This is a genomic window from Paenibacillus sp. FSL R5-0519, from assembly GCF_037974275.1.
In the GTDB taxonomy this organism is placed as follows: Bacteria; Bacillota; Bacilli; order Paenibacillales; family Paenibacillaceae; genus Paenibacillus.
In genome coordinates, this window is the sequence record NZ_CP150234.1 from 2,994,355 (window position 1) to 3,016,811 (window position 22,457).

Annotated in this window: 12 protein-coding genes; 1 reads left to right on the top strand and 11 read right to left on the bottom strand. The window is 45.7% G+C overall.

Annotated features, from left to right (window positions below; all coding sequences use genetic code 11):
* Positions 1–4: 4 nt before the first annotated feature.
* Positions 5–817, top strand: coding sequence for an AraC family transcriptional regulator (locus MKY73_RS13720; protein ID WP_339308089.1), 813 nt, complete (start codon positions 5–7; stop codon positions 815–817).
* Positions 818–920: 103 nt separating this feature from the next.
* Here the strand turns inward: MKY73_RS13720 and MKY73_RS13725 are convergent, their stop codons facing one another.
* From MKY73_RS13725 to MKY73_RS13775, 11 genes are all read right to left on the bottom strand, one after another.
* On the bottom strand, positions 921–2,918 hold the full coding sequence (locus tag MKY73_RS13725) for a glycoside hydrolase 43 family protein (protein WP_339308091.1): 1,998 nt from the start codon (positions 2,916–2,918) through the stop codon (positions 921–923).
* Entirely contained in the window at positions 2,866–6,786 is a 3,921-nt protein-coding gene (locus MKY73_RS13730) for a heparinase II/III family protein (protein ID WP_339308092.1), read from the bottom strand. Before MKY73_RS13730 ends, MKY73_RS13725 begins: the two co-directional genes overlap by 53 nt.
* Before the next feature lie 33 nt (positions 6,787–6,819).
* Entirely contained in the window at positions 6,820–8,388 is a 1,569-nt protein-coding gene (locus MKY73_RS13735; protein ID WP_339308093.1) for a hypothetical protein, read from the bottom strand.
* A gap of 60 nt (positions 8,389–8,448) precedes the next feature.
* Positions 8,449–10,797, bottom strand: a complete 2,349-nt coding sequence (locus tag MKY73_RS13740; RefSeq protein WP_339308095.1) for a glycoside hydrolase family 95 protein — start codon at positions 10,795–10,797, stop codon at positions 8,449–8,451.
* A gap of 37 nt (positions 10,798–10,834) precedes the next feature.
* Positions 10,835–13,879 (bottom strand): glycoside hydrolase family 2 TIM barrel-domain containing protein, encoded by a 3,045-nt coding sequence (locus MKY73_RS13745; RefSeq protein WP_339308097.1) that lies wholly within the window; start codon positions 13,877–13,879, stop codon positions 10,835–10,837.
* Between the two features lie 288 nt (positions 13,880–14,167).
* On the bottom strand, positions 14,168–15,772 hold the full coding sequence (locus MKY73_RS13750) for a response regulator (RefSeq protein WP_339308099.1): 1,605 nt from the start codon (positions 15,770–15,772) through the stop codon (positions 14,168–14,170).
* 1 nt (position 15,773) lies between these two features.
* Positions 15,774–17,534 carry a histidine kinase gene (locus tag MKY73_RS13755; RefSeq protein WP_339308101.1) on the bottom strand — a complete coding sequence of 587 codons (1,761 nt, stop codon included), beginning with the start codon at positions 17,532–17,534 and terminating at the stop codon, positions 15,774–15,776.
* Between the two features lie 113 nt (positions 17,535–17,647).
* Positions 17,648–19,204: an extracellular solute-binding protein gene (locus MKY73_RS13760; protein ID WP_339308103.1), complete on the bottom strand. Its 1,557-nt coding sequence runs from the start codon at positions 19,202–19,204 to the stop codon at positions 17,648–17,650.
* 73 nt (positions 19,205–19,277) lie between these two features.
* The gene (locus MKY73_RS13765) at positions 19,278–20,141 is read right to left on the bottom strand and encodes a carbohydrate ABC transporter permease (RefSeq protein WP_339308105.1); all 864 of its coding nucleotides are present in this window, start codon (positions 20,139–20,141) and stop codon (positions 19,278–19,280) included.
* Positions 20,142–20,151: 10 nt separating this feature from the next.
* Positions 20,152–21,108, bottom strand: coding sequence for an ABC transporter permease subunit (locus MKY73_RS13770; RefSeq protein WP_339308107.1), 957 nt, complete (start codon positions 21,106–21,108; stop codon positions 20,152–20,154).
* A 188-nt stretch (positions 21,109–21,296) separates the two neighbouring features.
* Positions 21,297–22,454 carry a glycoside hydrolase family 88 protein gene (locus tag MKY73_RS13775; RefSeq protein ID WP_339308109.1) on the bottom strand — a complete coding sequence of 386 codons (1,158 nt, stop codon included), beginning with the start codon at positions 22,452–22,454 and terminating at the stop codon, positions 21,297–21,299.
* Positions 22,455–22,457: the final 3 nt, after the last annotated feature.

Consider the following 22,457-nt stretch of genomic DNA (forward strand, 5'->3'; position numbering starts at 1 on the left):
ATGGATGGGATTGTCACAGCTTCAAAGACACCTTGAGGAGATGAAGGTTAATGTGACCTTAGCCGGGAATGTGCGGGTACCTGCAGATTGGAATCACTACAAGCATGTCACTGCAAATAACTGTCTGTATTTATTTCTTGAAGGTCAAGGCAAACTTGAGATTAATCATGAATCATTCCGCCCCCAATCTGGGGAAGTCTATTTCCTACCTGCGGGTTCTCTCATCTCATACTCTACATCGCAAACTAGACCTTTTCGACAAATGTTCTGTCATTTTCATGCACACTGTGGACACATCCCACTGTTTCGTATATTGTATCCCCCACTGCGCATCAAGCTTGGAGAAGATCATCGTGCAGAGCTGATTTTTTCCCAATTAATTGAAGCGTTTAACAGTGACGACGAATGGTCACCGCTTGCGGTTAAAGCCGCTATATTCGCTCTGTTTTACGAGTTATGGAGCAAACCTGGTGCTCGTCCCAAGCTGATTGCAAATAGCCAGCAGGAGCGTGCAGATGCAATCGCCCAGTATATGCAAGAACACATCGACGGACCATTAAATATCGAATCTGTTGCAACGGCATTTGGTTATAGCCCCAAGTACTTCTTTCGATATTTCAAATCAGTATTCGGTACAACACCACATCAATACTGGGCAAGCCTGAAGATGGAGCGTGCCAAAAAAATGCTTCTGACCACGGATTGGTCTGTAGAGGAAATCGCTACAGAACTAGGAATGGAGCGTTCGCATCTCACTCGTATGTTCCTTCAATATACCGAGATGACACCCGCCAAATTCCGTATTTGGAGTAGGTAAATAACAAAATCCCCAAGATGCATTAGACTCTGTAAAACAGAGTTAATTAAAGTCATCTTGGGGAACATCTTAATACAGCGGCCTCTAAATTATGGAATATAAATCAAAGTACACGTAGGCCCACAATGTAAGTACGTTGATTTAACAGGATAACAATATCTGTGATACCTGTTCCAACGCCTATTATTGTACCGTCTGGTGTGACCGTAGCAATGTCAGAACTCATGGAATAAAACGTGGCTTCGGCGTTCATCTCAACTTTACGCCCAAACCCATCGGATTTTAGCAACGGAAGTTCGATGGGCTCACCTTGGCGAAGAACAATATCATTATGAGGAACATAGACCTCTCCCTCGAATTGTGGACCAGTATGAGAATAGTGGTAATAAACGAAGTCTACATAGCCCTGATCATACGTCTGATTATAACAATACAACCCTATATTGTTGCCACGATACCCTCCCCACCGCAAAGGGTACGGGTTTCCAAATCTAACCCATTCTGTTCCATTCATACTGTAATAGAATACGCTGACACATTCATCATTCACTCGGGTGCCCAGCCAGATCTCTTCCTGGTTTGTATCCAACACAGGTCCATATTCCGATGCACCATTTACTTCAGTATAAATTACACATCTTCCGCCATGCTGTGAGACTCCAATCATGGCATAATCCACGCCCCCATTTAAATGAACCAGGCCCGCTCGAAGCCCATCCGACATTCCCGCAAGATCAAACTTGGTATCCACCTGTAGTCCTGTCGTCATGAGGTAGCGTTGAGATAACGTATTCCCAGCCTGGAAAAAGCCACCTCCCTTGATTGGTCTGAATCCCTTGAGTCGCAAATGTCCCGGCCGCTCAGCGAGAGTCCAGTAATCCGCACGAGGTTCATGATTCCATTGCCACCTTGGTGACAGGAGAAGTTCATTAAACTCATCACTTCCCTGGGGTTGCTCAACACCATATCCTTGCACAGGCTTGGGAGCTTCCCAAGTCATTCTACCGTTAGGAGAACCATTCTCGATTTCGCCAAAATAAGGCCAGTCATCCATCCATGTCACAGGAATCAGATGCACTTTGCGTCCGGCTACACCACCATCATCGTATTGGCCCATAAAATGCCATTTTCCATCTGGTGTATCAATAAAAGCACCCTGTGAGGGAAACTGGTGACCCATAAAACGAATGTCATACGATCCGAGATCGCCCGGTCCTCCTGCCGTTCCATCAGGCTTGGTACCGTATAGATGTCTGGATCGCTTGATATAGCCTCCCCGTCCTGCGGGGCTTCTTCCTTGAAAATCCACGTTAAATAAATAATAATATCCATGATACTTGAATATTTTATTGCCTTCTGTACCTTCGACCTGATAAAAAACGGTGCCTGAACCTGGGAGGTCATCCACATCTGCGTCAAGTAGATGGGTTCCATCCGGGCTCATTTGGAACAAATACAAAGAATGGGTACCCAAATATGCTGTGGCAAGATATGCTTTTCCATCATCATCCCAAAATGCATCCGGGTCTGTCCATGGCTCTACTCGAAGCAACTTGCCATTCTTGTCTTTTAACTGGTTTACTTGCCATGGACCTTCCGCCTGTTTTGCTGTGGCAACGAAGAAACCTTCCCCTTTATAACAATTCACATATACTCTGAATACCCCATCATGATAGTGAATAGATGGGGCAAAAATTCCATGACCGTAATTATCCATCTGATCCCAATTGAATTTGGGGCCAAGCACAGAGACATGCTTGATGGCATAACTAATCGTCTTCCAATTCACCAAATCCTTGGAATGAAGGATGACTACACCCCCAGAATTCTGGAAGGTCGATGAAGCCAAATAATAATCATCCCCCACTCGAACCACATCTGCATCACTATAATCACCTGGAAGTACAGGATTACAATAGCGACCATTACCTTGGTCTCCCCAAGGCTGGGGAAACCCCGAGTTTATATAACGATGTTCATTGTTTTCTTTGCGCATATAAGTCTGATGGCAGGTTTTCCAACCGCTCTCCCTCCTGTATGAGTTGTCATTAGATTTGATCTGTATCTTGAAATGGGACGAATACGCGCAGTTGTCCTCCATCCAGCGACAACCTGATCTGACGCTGGATGCCCGGGATGATCTCCTCGCTACGTGTATCCATCAACGTGTGCTCGTATCTCAGTTCGGTTGTTACACGTTCGTCACTCGTATTGACAACCAGCATGGCCTCAACACGATTCATATTCATGATCTGGTAAGCTGATATATGCTCTTCCGAGCAAGGTATCGGATTAATACGCAGGCCTTCGCTACCTGTTGGATGAGGGTAAAGCACTGTCAATAGTGGCTCATTTCGACCAGCCTTTACTCTCAGATAGTTTAACTGTGATTTTCCTTCTACAGGTGGTGCAAGGGCACAGCTTCTTCCCCACTCTTGGATTAGGTTAACTCGCTGCGGAAGCAGGCTGGTTGTCTCCACGTCAATACCATAATGGCCGGTTGATAAGGCACGGCGGTCTTCAATGACCGTTGATGCAGCGGCTAGAGGCAGATTCATTCTTGTTCCTTCTGCCGCATCCCGGATCACATCCCACAGAATCAGCACATCCAGTCCATTTTTCACATATGCGATATGACGAGTATGGCTACCTGTATCTGTCGGACTCTGAATACGTATCGTGATCTCATCTAACAGATCAGTAGTACATAAATGCTGGACTTCGCTCACCCGCGGCATATCGACGTATTGCCCCTTATGACAGAACTGGACTACGCTATGAGAGGAGGAGCCTTTATACCATGCAAATGTACTGTCAAAATAACTTTCTACCCCCGGATCAACCACCAGTGGTATTCCGTCGACATACCATATAAAGGAACCCTGATCATGATGTCCATGACCCACAGGTGTTCGGCTTGAGATCACAGACAGGTAACGTTCATTCGGGCGATCAAAGTTCTGACGAAACACATATAAGCCGATATCTTCGAAACGTTGTGAAGCCAAACTCAGAGTTTTTGAATCAGAAGCCAAGGTGTCGATATGGGATGGCATGAAAAAGTTTTCCAGCATATTTGATTCCACGCCAAATCCGCATAACGGTTTTCCAGCTCGAATCCATGTCTCATACACCTTTGCTCCCAGTTCAGGATCAGAAGAGACAATCTCATCCACGTACAGTCCCAGAACGGCGAAGCCCGCTCCGTTATCCAGGGTGTGATCTCCGAAGTTGGGCGTACTAATTTTGTTGTCAAAAAACGTATAGGGAGGTGTTTGTACCGACAATGCATACTGGAATGTGCTGCTGAAGCGCGTACCCTGAAACCAATTTTCTCCCGTCATGTGACGAAGTGTCTTGGCGAATGTACCATAGCGCTGGATAACAGCGAACAGATAACGGATCGACTCCGGCCAGGAGCCGTCTTCGTTAATGTGATAGTCCAGCTGACCTTTCAGAATTAATTGACTATTATCCAACCATTGTCTCGCATGTGGCATTTGCGGGAATGCCATCGCCAGCATAGCTGCGCCTGCCGCCATATCCGTCTGCCAGTTGCTTGTTCCTTGCTGTGCGCGATAAGCCCCAAGCTCCGTTCGATCACGCAGATCCATCAGATCACGGATCAGATAATCCAGCTGTGCCATCATCCGGTTATATTCATTCTGAGAGAATACATAGGCCTCCCGAATTAGTGAGTAAGAAGTAGCAATCAGGGTAGTGACACGTCCGATTTGTACCGCACCATATGCATCCAGTCCATCAGGACGCACATTATGAACAAGCCACGATTCCACACCCTGACAATAATCATTTAGCAGCCATAATATCTGGAGCTTCACCTTTTCAGCATAACTCCGATCGCCCGTCCAAACATACATCAGTGCATCCGCCTGGAAAGATACCGTGAGTTGAAGCTCTGGATTTCCTGGCAGTGACTTCTTATTGTGTATACCTTGGAAAGAGCCTACTTCTCTGCCGAAGGCATCCTTGAACGTGAGTACAGCATGAACACCTTGCTTAAATTTCCCTTCGACCTTCGCAAAGTACGTAATTGTATGGCTGACTCCCCCTTGTAGCGGGATATCCTTCTCATACACCCAGGCCCCCTCGTCTCCCGACGTCGGGTTCTCCAGATATATGGAGTGAGAACCTTCCTGCACATATTCCTTGCGATCTTCCCAGCGCAGTAAGGGCTTTCCTCTGATTGTCGCTGGCGTCCAATGATTTGGAAGTTGTTTTCCTTCATCAAACCCGCTATTTTCAATTTCCAGATTGGTATCATGTGCAGGGATAATGCCTACACTGTCAATCCAGACATGACCGAGTTTGCCATGCTCTTCATTCTCTTCTGAAGGCAGTAGAAAGATAAGGGATGCAGACACTGCGTTTTCTGGCGGGGTAAAGGTTAGTAGCCGCGAGCGGGTCCACAAACCGAATTGATCATTCAGCAAATGCCAGTCCGGTTGCTCCTGTATCACGGATATATACGATTGCAGATCGGACAGACTTCTGCGTTCAGACCATTCCCTGACCTTCTGGAATTCCCGCGAAAGCTCCTCATTTTGTGCAATTTTTGTGCGAAGGTCTTCTAGTCCCTGGTCAGTAAAAAACAAATTCCATGCTCCGGGCATATCACTGCGTAATACCCGGCTATGCCGAAGATCACGCATAGCATTAAGAAGTCGTACCAGTGCTCTGCCGGACTCTGTTACGATTTTCCGCTCTAACGATGTACGGACTATACATTCCATATTGGCTAATTCCTGCTCTAATTGCCGATAGGCTCCAGGGTTAACCTGTCCCAGTGCGTTACCCGGATGTTCGTCCTTCAGGATTTGCTTCGCTCGCTGACACAATTCGGTTGCTTTTTGCTGCCATGCCTCCGGCTGCACCTCATCCCAAAATAGCTCGATGAGAGGTCTCTTCTGCTCCTCCGAGTGGTTGCAGGTGTAGAATCCGCAAGGCAGTTCGCCTTTTGCAAGGGTCATTGCCAGCTGCACATGTTCACCATCCTCGATGGAACGAATGACATACTCGGACAGATCGGCATAGCTGAACCCTTCAGCGAAGCCAAGCTGGAACGAACGAAGATAATGATCTGTACCAGGCATCATCTCAGGTTGAGCCTCCATCTGGCGATACGTCAGATGCTCCAGCTTCACGAGATGGTGACTGGAATGGTCTACAGCATATAGATCTGCACGTTTCCCATCAGTGAATTGATTAACTAGCCGTATACGAGCATGGCGAAGTCTGCGTTGACCTGAGGGTGGCAGCCTAAAAGATAAATACGCCATGCTGCCGGAATTAAGTTCTACGGTTGGACTGTCACCCAGGGCCAGCTCTGGATTACTTTCCTGTACACATCCGATGGAATAAGCATATACCTTCTCCGTCTGATAACAGTCTGTCATGATGTGTTGATAGGTGTACCATTCAAGTGCAGGTCCAAGCCCGTATGTGCCCATGCTGTAGCTGGGTGCCATTGTGCAATGCTCTGTCACTGCCTGGATATCTTCATCCGCTCGGGGATTCACAAAAGCACGATTGCGAACAAATGGTGCTGTGTACGTTCCTTTCAACGCGGCTTCTGCCCTCTCGATCTGATCCAGCAGGGCTACCTTTGCGCCTTCCGTATATTGATCTGAGTCTATGAGTAATATCGCCCGGGCTTTGAATACAAGACGGGTAAGCTCTCGTCGATATGTTGAATAATCAAGCAGGTTCTTCTCTTCATTAATGATCCGGTTAGAACAATGTACCCGGCTCAGGAATTGGTCCATTCCATCTAGTAGATGCCGGGTCGACGACTTGTCTCGCTGCGCGTGTTCTTCTGCTTCCAGGAGCGCAACAATAACCTTCCAATCGTGCTCACTGTATTGCCCCGGTTCAGTTCCTACTACTGCGCGCTCCACCCAACGTTTGGCTAATGTCAGAACGGCGCCAGTTTCCTTTGTTTTCACCATGATACTATTCCCTTTCCTTGAACATATTCGCCGCTACACCTTTTCGGACAATAAGGCGATCGCCCAAGCGCCAATATTGAAATGGAGTGTTAATCGACCCGCGCTGTCCGCAATGAATTCCCGTTTGTTCAGTTGATTTGCGTAGGCAATCAATTTCTGAGTTTGCTCCCTGCTCGGGGAATTGGGACTGCCCATCTCGTTCCACAACTGCACAGCTACACCGTGCTCACGATCTACAGTTCTTAATACAAATTTGGTACCTGGCGCAACCTGCTCTACAACCAGATTGAACGTTCTGCTGCTACCAAGTGATTGTGCTGTCTGTGCTACCGTTTGATCCGGATAAACGGACATAGGTACCGTCCCCTTATAGTCTTCGGGATAATTGTAAAACAACCCGCGAAGTTCTCCGTTATCTGTACGAGTAATTATCGAACCTTCACTCCGTGCGAGTTCATGCTGTCCAAGTTGATTCAGAAAGGAATACGCATGGAAGGTCGGTTTCGGTACACCTTGCAGACTCAGCATGCCGAATCCCCCATGAAAAGCCGCCGGTCCTGCGCCAACCTCTTCAAATACATCTGTGAACACCCAATAGGACAGCGAGTCAATCAGGTCAGACACGTCGAGATTCGTCTTGACCACATACGCAGCTGCAGGCAAATAGTCGTGACTGCAATCCCGGGAAGAAGGACTGCTGCTCCATTCGGTAAGATGAATTTCCACATCGGGATAGGCACTGCTCGCAATCACACGTTTAATCCATTCAATATCCTCTTTGGTAGAACCGGCATGTCTAGATCTTCCCTGAAACTCGCCATGTCCATCCAGCGCAAAGTCCGTAGGGTATGGATGAGTGGAGATGAAATCAACCGGCAGTTTCTTTTGCTCGCAGTAAGCAAGGAAATCCTCGATCCAGACCCCTTTCCATTCCAGCGAATCCAGATCGTCCGTTACCAGTGTTAGATGGGACGAGATATCTTCTAATTCGCCATCAAACCGCGTATCCGGTACAAAGTTGCTAGTAGCCGGTCCACCGACACGAAGACGGTCATCTATAGCTTTAATTGCCGCAACAGATATTTCATACAACCTGAAATATTGCTCCTTAGTTCCATCCCAGAATGCACTCAGGTTCGGCTCGTTCCAGACCTCAAAGTACCAATTCTTCACTTCCTCCAGACCATATCGAACAACCCAGTGCTCCACCAGCTTCGAGATTAGATTCGCCCATTTATCATAATCATTCGGAGGTGCAATATTGCCTTTCCACCAAAACTGAGTTCTTTCAGTAGACGCTAGATCACTTGGCATAAAGCCAAATTCAACAAAAGGACGAATTCCCCGATCCAGCATCGCATCAAACAATGCGTCAACATACTGGAAATTAAACACTTCCTGTCCATCAACGATTTTGTATACATGCATATCATCGTGAAGCAAACCATGGAATCGCAAGTATCGGAATCCTCCATGTTCTACTGCCTTGGACAAGTGACTCTGCCAGTCTGCACGCAGTCCTTCATTGGCTCTGCCTGCCCCCACACATGCAGACCATATATGATTTAATGGTTTGGATTCTCCTTGAAAATTAATATTCATTCATACCCCTCCATCATCCATTCATGTTTGTAATGTAATCAAGTGTATTGACCTGTGTAATCAGATATGGTATCTGGCGAATACCTCATAGATATGACCTGCTTCCAGTTCCAACGTTTTCGGCTCACCGTTTGTGCTTATACTCTCTGACAGGTTAGCCTCAGCTCCCTGCTGTATGATCTGGTTTATCTGCTTTGCCTGAATGCAACACATCCCGGTCTGTGTGGCGGTAATACGGGCAACGAGCCGCCCGTCTGCAAACCATTCAATATCCACTGTATAGCCTCCGCGTGCCTTAAGGCCTGTTACTTTTCCCTCGGACCATGCAGGAGGCAGCGCCGGGAGAATCGACAATGTTCCGGTGTGACTTTGCAGTAATGCCTCCGCGATGCCCGCTGTAGCACCAAAGTTACCATCAATCTGGAATGGTGGATGATTATCCAACAGATTCGGTAGCGTAGAGTGTTGTAACAGAGATATCAGGTTTTGATAGACTTGTTCTCCATCAAGCAGCCGGGCCCAGAAATTAATCAACCATGCCCGGCTCCATCCTGTGTGACCTCCTCCGTTCTCCAATCGACGTTCTAGTGTTACTCGTGCAGCATGACTTAGCTCTGGTGTATTCGCTGGTGTAATACGATTACCAGGATACAGGGCGAACAGATGGGACATATGACGATGTCCCGGTTCCGCTTCCTCGTGATCCTCCAGCCATTCCATGATCTGTCCATGCTTCCCAATCTCGATCCCTGGAAGGCGATCTCGTGCCGAAATCAGTTGATTTCGAAACTCCTGATCCTTGTTCAATTGAATTGATGCCTCGATACAGCCTGTAAATAACTCATGCAGAATTTGGCTGTCCATGGCTGGGCCGAAGCATAACGTACCTTTTTCACCACTGGGCAACATATACGTATTTTCTGGAGAAACAGACGGACTCGTCACCAGTCTCCCGTCTGGAAGTTCAATCAGATAGTCGAGGAAAAAGACAGCAGACTCCTTCATCGTTTCATACGCTCGTCCCAGAAATGGCAAATCGGCACTGTATAGATAATGCTCCCACATATGAAGACACAGCCAGGCCGCGCCCATCGGCCAATGTGTAGCTGGCATATACGTATCCTGTGGAGCGGTGTCTGCCCAGATATCCGTATTATGATGTGCGACAAACCCCTCACATCCATACATAACTTTAGCTGTGTGTCGCCCAGGCTCTCGCATCCGTTCAATCAGCTCAAACAGAGGTTCATGGCATTCAGACAGGTTGCAACATTCGGCTGGCCAATAGTTCATCTGGGTATTGATATTGATCGTATATTTACTATCCCATGGCGGCGTAAGATGTTCGTTCCATATGCCCTGCAAGTTGGCGGGCAAAGATCCAGGCCGACTGCTCGAAACGAGGAGATACCTACCGAATTGAAAATATAGTTCAATTAATCCATGATCCGTTTCTCCAGCCTGAACTCGTTCAAGGCGTATATTGGCTGGAAAATGTTGCAATTCCTTATTTACCGGACCTAGTTGGAGTGACATTCGCTGGTATAATGCCTGATAGTCGGTCCTGTGCCGTTTTTTCAGCGTATCCAGTGTATATTCTGCAAGTTGTTGCAGACGCGTATCACATTCCTCTAGCGGTTGGTCGTACCGGAATGAGGTTGCCGCAGTGAGTGAAATGATGACCTCATCTGCGCTATCCACCACCGCGGTTTCCCCAATCATCTGTACGGAGCCTCCAACGGAACGTACCTGTAAGGCTGCCGCATAGTTGACTCCGCCCCCGCCAGTACTCCCATGCATCGCCATGCGATTGTCGCTTAAGCGAATTATTCCATCCATATGACGTTTGCGTACACCGCCCGACAATTGTACATCCACATCGATGCTTCCTGGCTGATCAGCTGTCAGATGAATAAAAATTGCATGGTCAGGATAACTAGCAAATATCTCCCGCCGATGTGTTATTCCGTTCTGCGTATAACTTACCGCGACATGCCCTTCATCCAGGTTCAGCTCACGGCGGTAGGACTCGGTTGTAATAGCCTCTCCCGGCAATGCGGATCGAAAAGTTAAGTTCAGATCACCCAAAGGCAAATAATGACGCTGGGATTCAGGAACTCCCGACAAAGAAAGTAATGCAAGACGTTCAGCTTCCTGAAGGTGCCCCTCCATAAGTAACTCCCGAATACGTCCCAGGTTTGCAGAAGCATCAGTGTTGTTCCGGTCCGTAGGACCGCCATACCATAAGCTGTCCTCATTCAATTGAATAACTTCCTGAGTTATACCGCCGTAGACCATGCCTCCCAAAGTACCGTTACCAATGGGCAGACACTCGTTCCATTCTTTCGCTGGCTCGTCGAACCATATCGCAGACCCATTATGATTAGCAGCGTTCTTGACTACGCTCATGTTTCCAGCTCCTTTCCAAATGCTGTATCCATCACGCCTATTCGTCCTCTTTGAAGATCGGTTTCAGCCACAGTTCGAAGGTGAATGCTTTGTCATCCAGTCGATAAGCTTCCAGCAATTGCGGCCCAACGGACGACGAACCCAAGCCACTCATTTTATAATCCAGTTGAACGACCGTTTCCTGTCTCGGTTTTAGATCATACGTATGGGAAGCAGGCGCCAGATCTTCCGGTGTATAGTGTGATGCATTGAACGAGAACGGACGGGAAGAAGCGAATTTCATACCCATGCCGAGCATATTCGTAACCATCGCCCATTCTGTTCCATAACGAGAACCATTCTCCTGTGGCATCACATAATCATCCTGGAAAAGATCATCTACGCAAGTGAGATATCTGCCTTTGCGTGCACTTCGATGTTTATCCAGATAGCTCTCATGTGGGCCATACCCGTAATATTCAACTTCCTCATTCCCGGCAGGCATGATCCATTCCAACCCGAACCGCGGCAGATAAGGGAAATTCTCACGTACATTCACCTGGGTTTGCAATTGGATTACACCGTTATGATGCACAATCCAGACCGCTTCACCTCGCACAATCGGATACCTGTCCGATGCACCGATCGAGAATTGGACGTTCAGGGACACACCGTCTTCCGTATGCTCCCATGTCGTTCCATATATTTTCGTTTTGGCACGGTCATACCCTTCTTCACGCCATTTGCCCAGCATATAAGTATCGTTATCAATCGGTGCACGCCAAATGTGGAAACGAAGTGGACTCGCAAGCATCTCCAGCCCTTCCCGTGTAATGCTTGCAAAAGCTCCCTTATCCAGACTAAACACATAACGATATCCTTGACCTGTTATTACCAAAGCTCCTTGAACCTCTTCTGCCTGAATCTGGCGATATGCTATGGGGCTCGCTGTAATCTCCTCTTGAATTCGGGCTAAGGATTGAGCTTCATGAATGACGAACTGGGCAAAAGCAACTTCATACCCCATACTCGCCCATGTGGTCTCCTGATTGTTCCAGAAGGACAGGGTCAGCTCCGCCGTCTGACAGTTCAATGCAGTAAAGTCATATGGAAGAGAAATATGCTGTTCACTTCCGGCTTCTGCTTCAAGTTGCCAGATCTGCCCTTGCTGTTCAGTGACTCCATTCGATGTGATTTTCCAATGTAGTCCAATATGGGACAGGTCTACAAAATCATAACGGTTGATCACATTGAACAATCCTTGCGACAGATCGAAAGCTTCTACACGAATCGGTGCATGGATTTGCTTCAGCTCAATCAGACTCGAGTGTGGCTTTCGATCAGGTGTGACCAGCCCGTCGATGCAAAAATTCCCGTCATTTGGAGAATCTCCAAAATCTCCGCCATAAGCATAATAAGGTTCACCATCCGCTGTTTTGGTTGCAATTCCATGATCCGTCCATTCCCAGATACATCCCCCCATAAGCTGCGGATGTGCATAGATGAGATCCCAATAGTCCCCTAGATCCCCGCAACTGTTGCCCATGGCGTGGCTGTATTCACAGAGGAACAACGGCTTATGGTTATTGTTATCCTCGACATAATTGCGTACTTCATCGTAGGTAAAGTACATCTTGCTCTCGATATCAAGTGATTCCGTATTGAGATGTCCTCCGGCTTGTGGTGCTGTTCCTTCATAATGGACCAGTCTGGACTCATCTCGGCTTCGAATCCATTCAGCCATAGCGATGTGGTTAACGTGATAGCCTGATTCATTACCCAGCGACCACATGATGATTGAGGCCTGGTTTTTGTCACGTTCTACCATGCGAACCGCCCGTTCAAGGAACGCTTCCTTCCAAGCCGGATCGCCAGATAGTTGATGGTGACAGCCATCCTTGAAATTACCTGCTTGCCCGATGCCATGGCATTCCAGATCTGCTTCATTAATGACATACATGCCGAACTCATTGCACAACTCCAGAAAACGTGGGTCATTGGGATAGTGAGCTGTCCGAATCGTATTGACATTATATTGCTTCATCAATTTGATATCTTCGATCATCGCTTCCAATGGAATGGTCTGTCCCAACTCCGGGTGGGAATCATGACGATTTACTCCTTTCAGCTTGACTGCCTTGCCATTGATCCGGAATACGCCTTTATTTACATCTACCGTTCGAAAACCTACAGAAGAGAGCAGTACTTCATCCCCTGCTGTAACATATAAATCGTACAGGAACGGATTTTCTGCACTCCACATCCGGGGTTGATCCACATCCAGTTTCAACGAACCTTTGTCTTCAATTACACCCTCGGCTGCTGCAACCAGCTTGCCTGTGGCATCTTTAAGTTCAGCCTTCACGTTCAAACGGCCTGTGGTTTCAATCTCTGACACCAGCGTGACCTGATTGCCCCCTGCCGCAAATTGCTGTTTATGAAATGCATCGCGAATATGTGTTTTGTCCCGTGCCAACAGATACACATCCCGATATATTCCTGAATATCGCCACATATCCTGATCTTCAATGTAGGTTCCATCACACCACTTGAGTACCATCAAAGCCATGCGATTGGATCCAGGCTGAAGATATGTCGACAGATTAAATTCTGCTGGTATTCGGCTGCCTTGACTGTATCCAACATATTGACCGTTGACCCACAGATAGAAACAGGAATTCACACCTTCAAATACAACATACCTTTCTTTGGCATCCCATTCCGATGGCACCTCGAAATCCCTTACATACAAGCCCGCAGGATTATCATCGGGTACGAATGGCGGATCACATGAAATCGGGTAGTTGTAGTTAATATAATGAAGCTGATCATATCCATTGACTTGCCAACAGGAAGGTACGGTTAGATCGTCCCACTGGTTAATATCATGACCCTCCTGATAAAAAGCTTCATGCACTTGTGCCACACTAGCATGATATTGAAATTTCCATTGACCGTTTAGTGTTTGAAAATAAGGGGATCTACCTCTCTTACGTGTCTTGGCAGTCACATCATCTTGATAAGGAATATAGTAGGCTCTTGCGTCCTCTCGATTTACATGAAGGGTGGACGGATCTTCCCAGTGTTTTTTAACATTCAGCATGTCAACATTCCTCTCGATATGTTATATGGAATCACTATTGAATTCACATTCCGGCTATAAAGTAAAGCGCTTGCAACAAACGTAATCATACTTTTTCTGATTGACAGACTCTCCCTGGATTTAATGCAAAATGCTTATCTATGTGTATCCTAACTATTTTTCAGTGACAAGAGAAGCCAAAATCCGCTTGCAATGGTACCAAAAAACAACTGAATTCCAAAAAGCAGAGGTTCAGGATTTTCTCCTTAGCCCTCTGCTCTGATTGACGAAATGTACGAACGCCAATGATTAATTTTGATATTGTTTCTTGAACTCGGAAGGTGTCATGCCTACTTTTTTCTTAAAAACGTCGCTGAAATAGGATCGTTCATCATATCCCACCTCCATGGCAACTTCCTGAAGCGTTATTCCCTGTAAAATCAAAATTTTGGCCTTTTCGATTCGTTCTTGCACCACAAATTGCAATACCGATTGGTTGGTTACTTTTTTGAACAAATTGGAGTAATAGCTCGTGCTTAGATGTACCTGTTTGGCATAATCGGCTACAGATTCATTCAGGTGCAGGTGATCTCGAATGTAGGCGATGGACTCATTAATGACCACATGTGCCGTCTCTTTCTGCTTCTTGCCTATGTTCTCACAATACATATGACAGATCTCGGCCACGATGGACTGTAACTCGGTTATTGAGTCCGTATCATACGTCAGCTTATGAATCTTGCGATCGAAGAAATGTGGTTCTTCCAGCTCCAGATCTTCGTTAATAGCATTACGAACGTTGACCATCAACTCAATCCAGAACACTTTGACTTTATCGGGTGTAGGCATAGCCTGACTATCTTTCCATTCACTAAAGATGCCGTCCAGCACTTCATTGATTTTGCTGGTAGCCCCTGAACGAAGCAAATAGACCAGTTCACGCTCTTTTTCGGATGAAAACTTCACATAGGTCGCATGATTGTCAGCATAACTTGGATAGGCAAATACACTGTTACCGCCAGTGTAAAAATTATATGATAAGGCATACATGGCCTGTTGGTACGTTATGGGCAGTTGGTGGATATGCTCCACCTTGGTGCCGACACCAATGGATATCGAGTACCGCGTGTATCTTTCCACATTTTCTCGACAAGCTTCAGCAATCTTGAGCATTTCATCATTCTCTGCGTCCGGACGATCGTTCACAATACACACGAACCGGTTAATATCGTCCCTGAATACAACGGCTTCAGTGTATGTACGAATCGTTTCCTCCAAAATATTCTGTAATGAGAATCGCTGTAATTCAACCTCGCTTACTCCTGCCTTATTCGTATAATAATTATCCATCTCCACGGTAAATACTGTGAAATAATGGTCATTCATGTTGACGTTGAGAAAATTCCACTTCTCCTTCACCGTTTCCGGATGGGAAGAATATCGCACCAGCAGATTCAGGTACTCCTGCCTTAGCAAGGGCATGCTCTCCCGTAATTTCCGTTCCACATCCATGAGATGATGACGACTCTCTTTTTCTTTTTCCAGCTGTGCCTTGGCTCTGCATATGGTCTCCAATAGCTCATCGGGTGTAAAAGGCTTCAAAATATAATCAAACCCGCCAAGATTAAGAACCTGCTGTGCGTAGCTAAAGTCTGAATATCCACTGATGAAAATAAGCTTGGCACCTGAATGCTTCGCCTGTTCGATCATTTCGATTCCACTCAGCTTCGGCATGCGTATGTCTGTAACGATGATATCTGGTTGTTTCTCCTGAATAAGCTTCAATCCATCCAGACCATCATACGCGGTACCTACCACTTCGATCGCATGATCTCCCCAGGGCAAGTCATGTGCTATACCATCAACGACAGCAGGAATATCATCGACTACGACCATTGAAAATGTTTGCTTCATCTTAAGATGCCCCCTCGATTTCAAGCGGAATGAGAATTTCGATGTTTGTTTGTTGGAATGGTGTACTGTTGACATTGAATTCTGCTCTGTTTCCATAGTACAAGGAAAGCCGCTTACCTATGTTTCTAAGCGCAAAACCTTCACACGCAGACACATCAAAATGAGGATCATTAACATCATGCTCAAGAGTATCGAATCCTTGACCATTATCACTCACCTTCATCTGCAGGAATCCATCGACTACTGTAATCCGTATATGAATCTGCCCCTCATTGCGATAGTCTTTGAAACCATGCAGGATGCTGTTTTCTACTAACGGTTGCAGGAGCAGTTTAAGCGTTGGAAGTGGTTTGATCTCCTCTTCGCATTCAATCTTATATTCAAACAGACTCGCATAACAAAGCTTTTGAATTTTCAAATACTGGGTTACGTGTTCCAGTTCCTTGGCTACCGTTGTGAGTTCTTCCCCATTGTTCAGCCCTACGCGGAACAATACGGACAAGGACATAATCATCTCGCGAACTTCCTCTTGTTTGTTGGAGTGAGATTTCCACAATATGGTATTTAACGTGTTGTACAAAAAGTGCGGATTCATCTGTGCCTGCAATACTTTCATCTCAGCGATTCGTTCGGCATGCTGTGCATCCATCCGTTCCCTTGTGAGGATTTCAATCTGATCCAGCATGCTATTAAACCTGAAGCCAACATGAGTGAATTCATCCTTGTATTCCCCTTGGAATCGAACAGACCAATCATTATGCTCGACCTTCTTCATGACGGATTGTAGCTGATTTAATGGACGTAGCAGCAAACTTGTTAATTTCCCCGAAATCAGCAGTGCTAACAGACCGAAAATGACGATGACACTGACCGTGACGAGTTGAATTAAACGTACGTCTTTCAAAAGCACATTTCGTTCTGTAAGGTGCACAATCAACCAGTTATCCGGGAAGGCCACCGTAGAGTAATTTACCAGATAACGAATATGGTTGACTGTATACTCAAAATGCCCTTTATTGCCCTTCAAACGGCTTCTGAAATCCGCGTCGGCCGCAAGTTGACTGGAGAGGGGATCGGCCTCAAACGCCAGTCTGCCATTCTCCGTAAACACAACGGGGATAGCGTCTCCACTGTTTTTGAGCAAGTACTCCTTCAAAGCACTCTCACTCACATCCACCACAATATGTGTGTCTGCGGGCGCATTCTGCACAATAGGTACAAACATCAAACTCAGCACGTTCTGCCCGGTTCCAAATAGATCATCCGGGTGTGACTCCACCCATCCTGGGAGATGAACCTTGTCCAGAAAAGGATATACGTTGCTCTCAGAGAACGGGATTCTCCCGGTTCGATTATCCGGATTGGAAAAGTACTCACCAACAGGTGTGTTAATCAAAATGGACGTTATGCCAGGCTCAATGAGCTTCATCTGAAAAATCGGCGTTTGTAACGATTGGTTCAACTTAAAATGATCATAATAGCTGAGTTCATCTACCTTAGCGGTTTTCTTGAGCAGCTGATTAAACTGATCGCTGGACATAAAGGTCAGTACGGCAAGTCGTATTTTGCGCAGCTTTTCTTCCAGGGATTGCGCTGATTTATCGATAATGCCCTGATTCAGTGAATACGATTTGTTCTCTAATATTCGGGAGGCAATAAAATAGGATGTTCCTCCGCAGACAACCACAGCGATCATCGTAAACAAAATCAACGATAATTGAATACGCTTTCGAAATGTAGTGGAATGTAGCCATTTTTTCATATGCATTCTCCCGCTAATCAATAATTCATAGTATAACGCACTTGCCGAATAAGAATATATAGCAATAGAGAAGCCAATTGGCTTCCCTATTGCTCTGCTGCACCGCTACACCACTATTGAATACTTAAGTAACGAGCGTACGCATCATTGTAGATTTGGATATATTCTTCAATACCGAGATTTTTCAGTTGAGCCTGGTAAGCAGCGAATCCTCTCTCCACACTTTCACCACCCATAACCCAGGTCTGTGCTTTCTCTGCAAAATACGTATCAATCTGCCCTTTCAACGCATCCAAACGTTTCTGTTCATCTTTCGTGAAGTTCAATGTTGGCAGTACATAATCATCGGAGATCAGGTTGTTCTCCTGGTATTCTTTAATACCTTTTAATGCAATTTCATTGGTCCACTGTTCCTCGTATGAGAAGTCCTGCCATGCCCCCATCTTCGGCAGCTGTGCGCCAAAGGCTTCAACCAGATATCCGTTAACCGCCGGTTGGCTTAACACTTCCTCTGTGAATTTTGGTTTGCCATCAACCATGGTGTAAGACTCGCCCTCAATCCCGAAGTTGAACAATCGGCGTCCTTCTTCACTCCACCAGAAATCAAAGTATTTCACCGCATCTTCAATATGCTTGCTTTGCGACGTAACACCCCAGCCAAATCCGCTAAGTTGTGCACGTTTGCCGACCTCATAGACTTTGCCAGATGTACTTGCAGGTGGAGCAAATGGGATAAAGTTTAGATCCGGTACATCTTTACTCAGAGACTGATTAAAATTAGATGTACTTGCAAACCAGTCGTGTGTGGAACCAGCCGTGTTATTACCTAGCAATACTTCACGAGCCTTGGTACGGGTATAGATCTCTTTATCAATCAAACCTTCTTTGTACCATTTGGCAATATTCTCAATCCCGGTCTTGAATTGATCCTCATAGGGGCCGAATACAATTTTTCCATCTTTAATATAGAAAGAATGATAAGCATCCCATAGGGGTAACAAGCTATACGCACCGACTATATTGTCGCGCTGCATGAAAGGTACTTCATCCTTTTTGCCATTTCCGTTCGGGTCCTGATCACGGAAAGCTTTCAATACTTCGTAATATTCGTCTACCGTTTTTGGCGTTTCCAGATTCAACTTGTCCAGCCAATCCTGGCGGATAAACCAACCAGTGGAAGCGCTACCATCAGCGACAAAAGGAATAGCATATATATTTCCATCAGCAGCGGTGATCGTTTTTCTTACTTCTTCATGTTCATCCAGGAACTTCTTGAAGTTAGGCGCCAGTTTATCGATATAATCATTCAGTGGTTCCAATGCACCCTCGGCTCCAATGGAATTCAAGTCAGCCGTGTAATAACTAACGATATCCGGCAGTGTTCCGGAAGCGAGCATCAGGTTATAGGCCTGCTTCTCTTCCCCACCAGCCGAAGCCACATTGTTCAAGGTTACTCCGGTGAGTTCAGCCGCTTTTTTCAGAACAGGAGAGTCCATCTTGACTACACCCGCATCATCAAAATAGAAGATGCTCAGATTAGCTGATTCTTGGCTTGGTGAACCTTGGGATGGAGTTTGCGTGTTGTTCGCGGTATTGTCTGAACTACACGCTCCGAGTACGGATGCGCTTAACAATAGAGATGCCATTAATAATGATGTTTTTCTTTTCACACAAATGCCCCCTCTGTGATAGTGAAACTTCTATATCAAAATGTAGTCGGATGGGACAACATTCGGATAATCCTTATCCTTTTAACGAACCAATCATGACACCCTTAACAAAATATTTCTGAATAAATGGATACACCGCAATAATTGGAATAATAGCAACCACGATTGTAGCATAAATGACGGTTTCTCCTGTTGTAAAGGATACATCGTTCATCATGTTCTCAGACGGTTTCATCTGTACGACGAGTCTGTTCAGCAGAACCTGTAATGGAAACTTGCTCTCATCCCTCAACATGATCATCGACCAGAAGTAACCATTCCATCTGGCTACGGCATAGAACAATCCAATTGTAGCCAGCGGTGCTTTTGAAAGGGGAATGACAATACGCATCATCACGCCGATATCTCCCGCACCATCAATGCGTGCAGCCTCTTCAATCTCCTCCGGAAGTGATTGGAAGAACGTACGCAGAATAACGAAGTTAAATGTACTGATTGCAAACCCGATAATAATACCAAAGCGGTTATCCAGCAAACCGAGGCTTTGGAAGTTCAGGTACATCGGAATCATGCCAGCGTTGAAAATGAGCGTAAACGAAATGATCAGGTTAATCGTTGTCCGACCTTTCAGCCTTTTCTTCGCCAGTGGGTATGCACCACAGATTGTCAAAATCATGCTTGTCAACGTACCAACAACGGTATAGAAAATCGTATTGCCGTAACCGGTCCAAATCCCTTTCTCACCCAGCACGGAAGTATACGCTTCCCATGTAATTCCTTTTGGAAACAGAAGCACCTCCCCTGTCACCACTGCCTGCGGGGAACTTATTGACGCAGACAGAACATATAAGAACGGATACAGGGTCAGACAGGCGAACAACCCCAGAATAATATAATTGAATACATAGAATATCTTTTCTCCACGACTCTCCATCATAAGCCATCACCTACCATAGTCCAGATTCTGTATATTTCTTGCTTAGTTTATTTGCAGCGATGATTAGAATAAATCCAACAACCGAGTTAAACAGTCCAACAGCTGCTGCCATATCATACCTTCCGTTTACGATACCTTCACGATAGACATAGGTACTAATCACATCCGCAGTTGCATATGTCACTGGCTGGTAGAGAAGTATGATAGCTTCATAGCCCACTTCCAGCAAGCTACCGATCTGTAGAATGAGCATGATCATGATCGTAGGCAGAATTCCCGGGATCGTGACGTGAAGTGTACGCTTCCATTTGCTTGCTCCGTCAATAACTGCGGCTTCATACAGTTCCGAATTGACACCCGATAACGCTGCGATATATATGATGGCCGCAAACCCGGTACCCTGCCATATGCTCATGGAGTTCAGGATAGTTCGGAAGAAACTGGCATCAGCCAGGAAGTATATTTTATCACCGCCAAACTTCGCAATAATCAGATTGATTATTCCGTTGCCGGGAGCCAGGAAGTTCGTAACGATACCCGCAACGATAACAACTGATATGAAGTGAGGCATATAAGTAAACGTTTGCACAACTTTTTTGAATTTGGAACTCTTCACTTCATTCAGAAGTAGAGCGAAGATGATCGGTGCAGGAAATACAAATAATAACGCGTACAAGCTGATGATTAACGTATTCTTTAACACCCTGTAGAAATACTCACTTTGCAGAAAATCCTGAAAGTGTTGAAGACCTACCCATTCGCTCCCTTGAATGCCTCTGAATATGCTGTAGTCCTTAAATGCAATCTGTATGCCATACATCGGCTTGAATGCAAACATGACATACCATAATAAAAAGGGAACCAGCAGCAGGTAAAGGAACCAGTCTCTTTTGATCAAAGCCCAAAATGTAGTTGTTCTCTTCATGCTCTTGGCAGTGTACGGTTGAACTTTTGTGTTTGTCGTCACTTTGTCTAAGGCCTCCTCCAGATCCTTGTGTATATGCTTGTTTGTTGGTTGTGAACCCATCTTAACATGGAACACAAATAACCTAAGAGGTAAAATCCAACGCCCTTAGTACGGAAAAACAACTTTGTTTTGTAATAAAAAATCAAACATAAAAAGAGGACAAGCTATATAAGCAAGTCCTCCAAAGTTCACCAGAAATACAAGTCGGTTCCTTTTAACTTATAAATGGCTTCGATAAAGTAATAATCTCCATAAATAATGGATTGATGATGCTCTTTGGCATGATACGCTGCCGATCCATTTTTGAGAATACAATCGCAATCTTCGGTCCAGTCTGCTCTGTCCTCGTCCAACGTTTTCAACAATTTTAGTGCAGGTTTCAGATAGAGATCCTTCTCATGAAGTTCGACTGCCTTGGAAATCTCGATAAGTCCGCAGGCTGCAATTGCTGCAGCCGTTGAATCTTCATATGCTGGCTCCTTCGGTTGTCTAAAGTCAATCGGAATAATTCCGTTGTCAGGAATGTTAGCGATAAAATAATGTGCAATGCGCTTCGCTGTATTAAGATATTCTGCTTTGCCTGTATGAATATAACTCATCATAAAACCGTATAATCCCCACGTCTGACCTCTCGTCCAGGAAGAGCCCTCACCATAGCCTTGCCCACCATATGATTTTACAACATCTCCTGTAAACGGATCGAACTCTACAATATGATTGACGGAACCATCAGGACGTACGAATGTCTTCATGACCGTATCCGCATGCTTTAGGGCAATCTGCATAAATCGGGGATCTCCGGTTTCTTCCGCTGCCCAATAGAGTAAGGGGATGTTAAACATACAGTCAATAATGGCCCATCCTCGAGTGTCTTCTCCACTGATATCGTTCCATGCGCGAATAAACTCTCCCATCGGGTTGTAGCGTCCTGCCAACAAGTTGGCAGCGTGAAGCGCCCGTTTGCGAGATTCAGGATTCTGGGTCAGTTTATAGTTTGCGACACTGGTTGGCAGCCACATAAATCCCACATCATGATGCAAACCATAATACTGCTGCAAGCCCGCATCGAGCTTGTCTTCTGAGATATTTGCAATAGCTTTGTACTTCTCCTGACCCGTGTTGTGATACATCTGCCACATCATTCCACCCCAGAAACCATTGGTCCACCAGTTAATGCCGTCTGCATGTGTACCACTCGGATTTTCAACAGATCGGTCATCATGTACACCATGAACGGTTGTGTATGGAATTTTATTTTTGGATTTGTCACTCACCCAGTCTAATTTTTGAATGATCCGTTGCTCAATATCTTGTAGCCAGACTCGTTGCTCTTCTGTATTTAACATGCC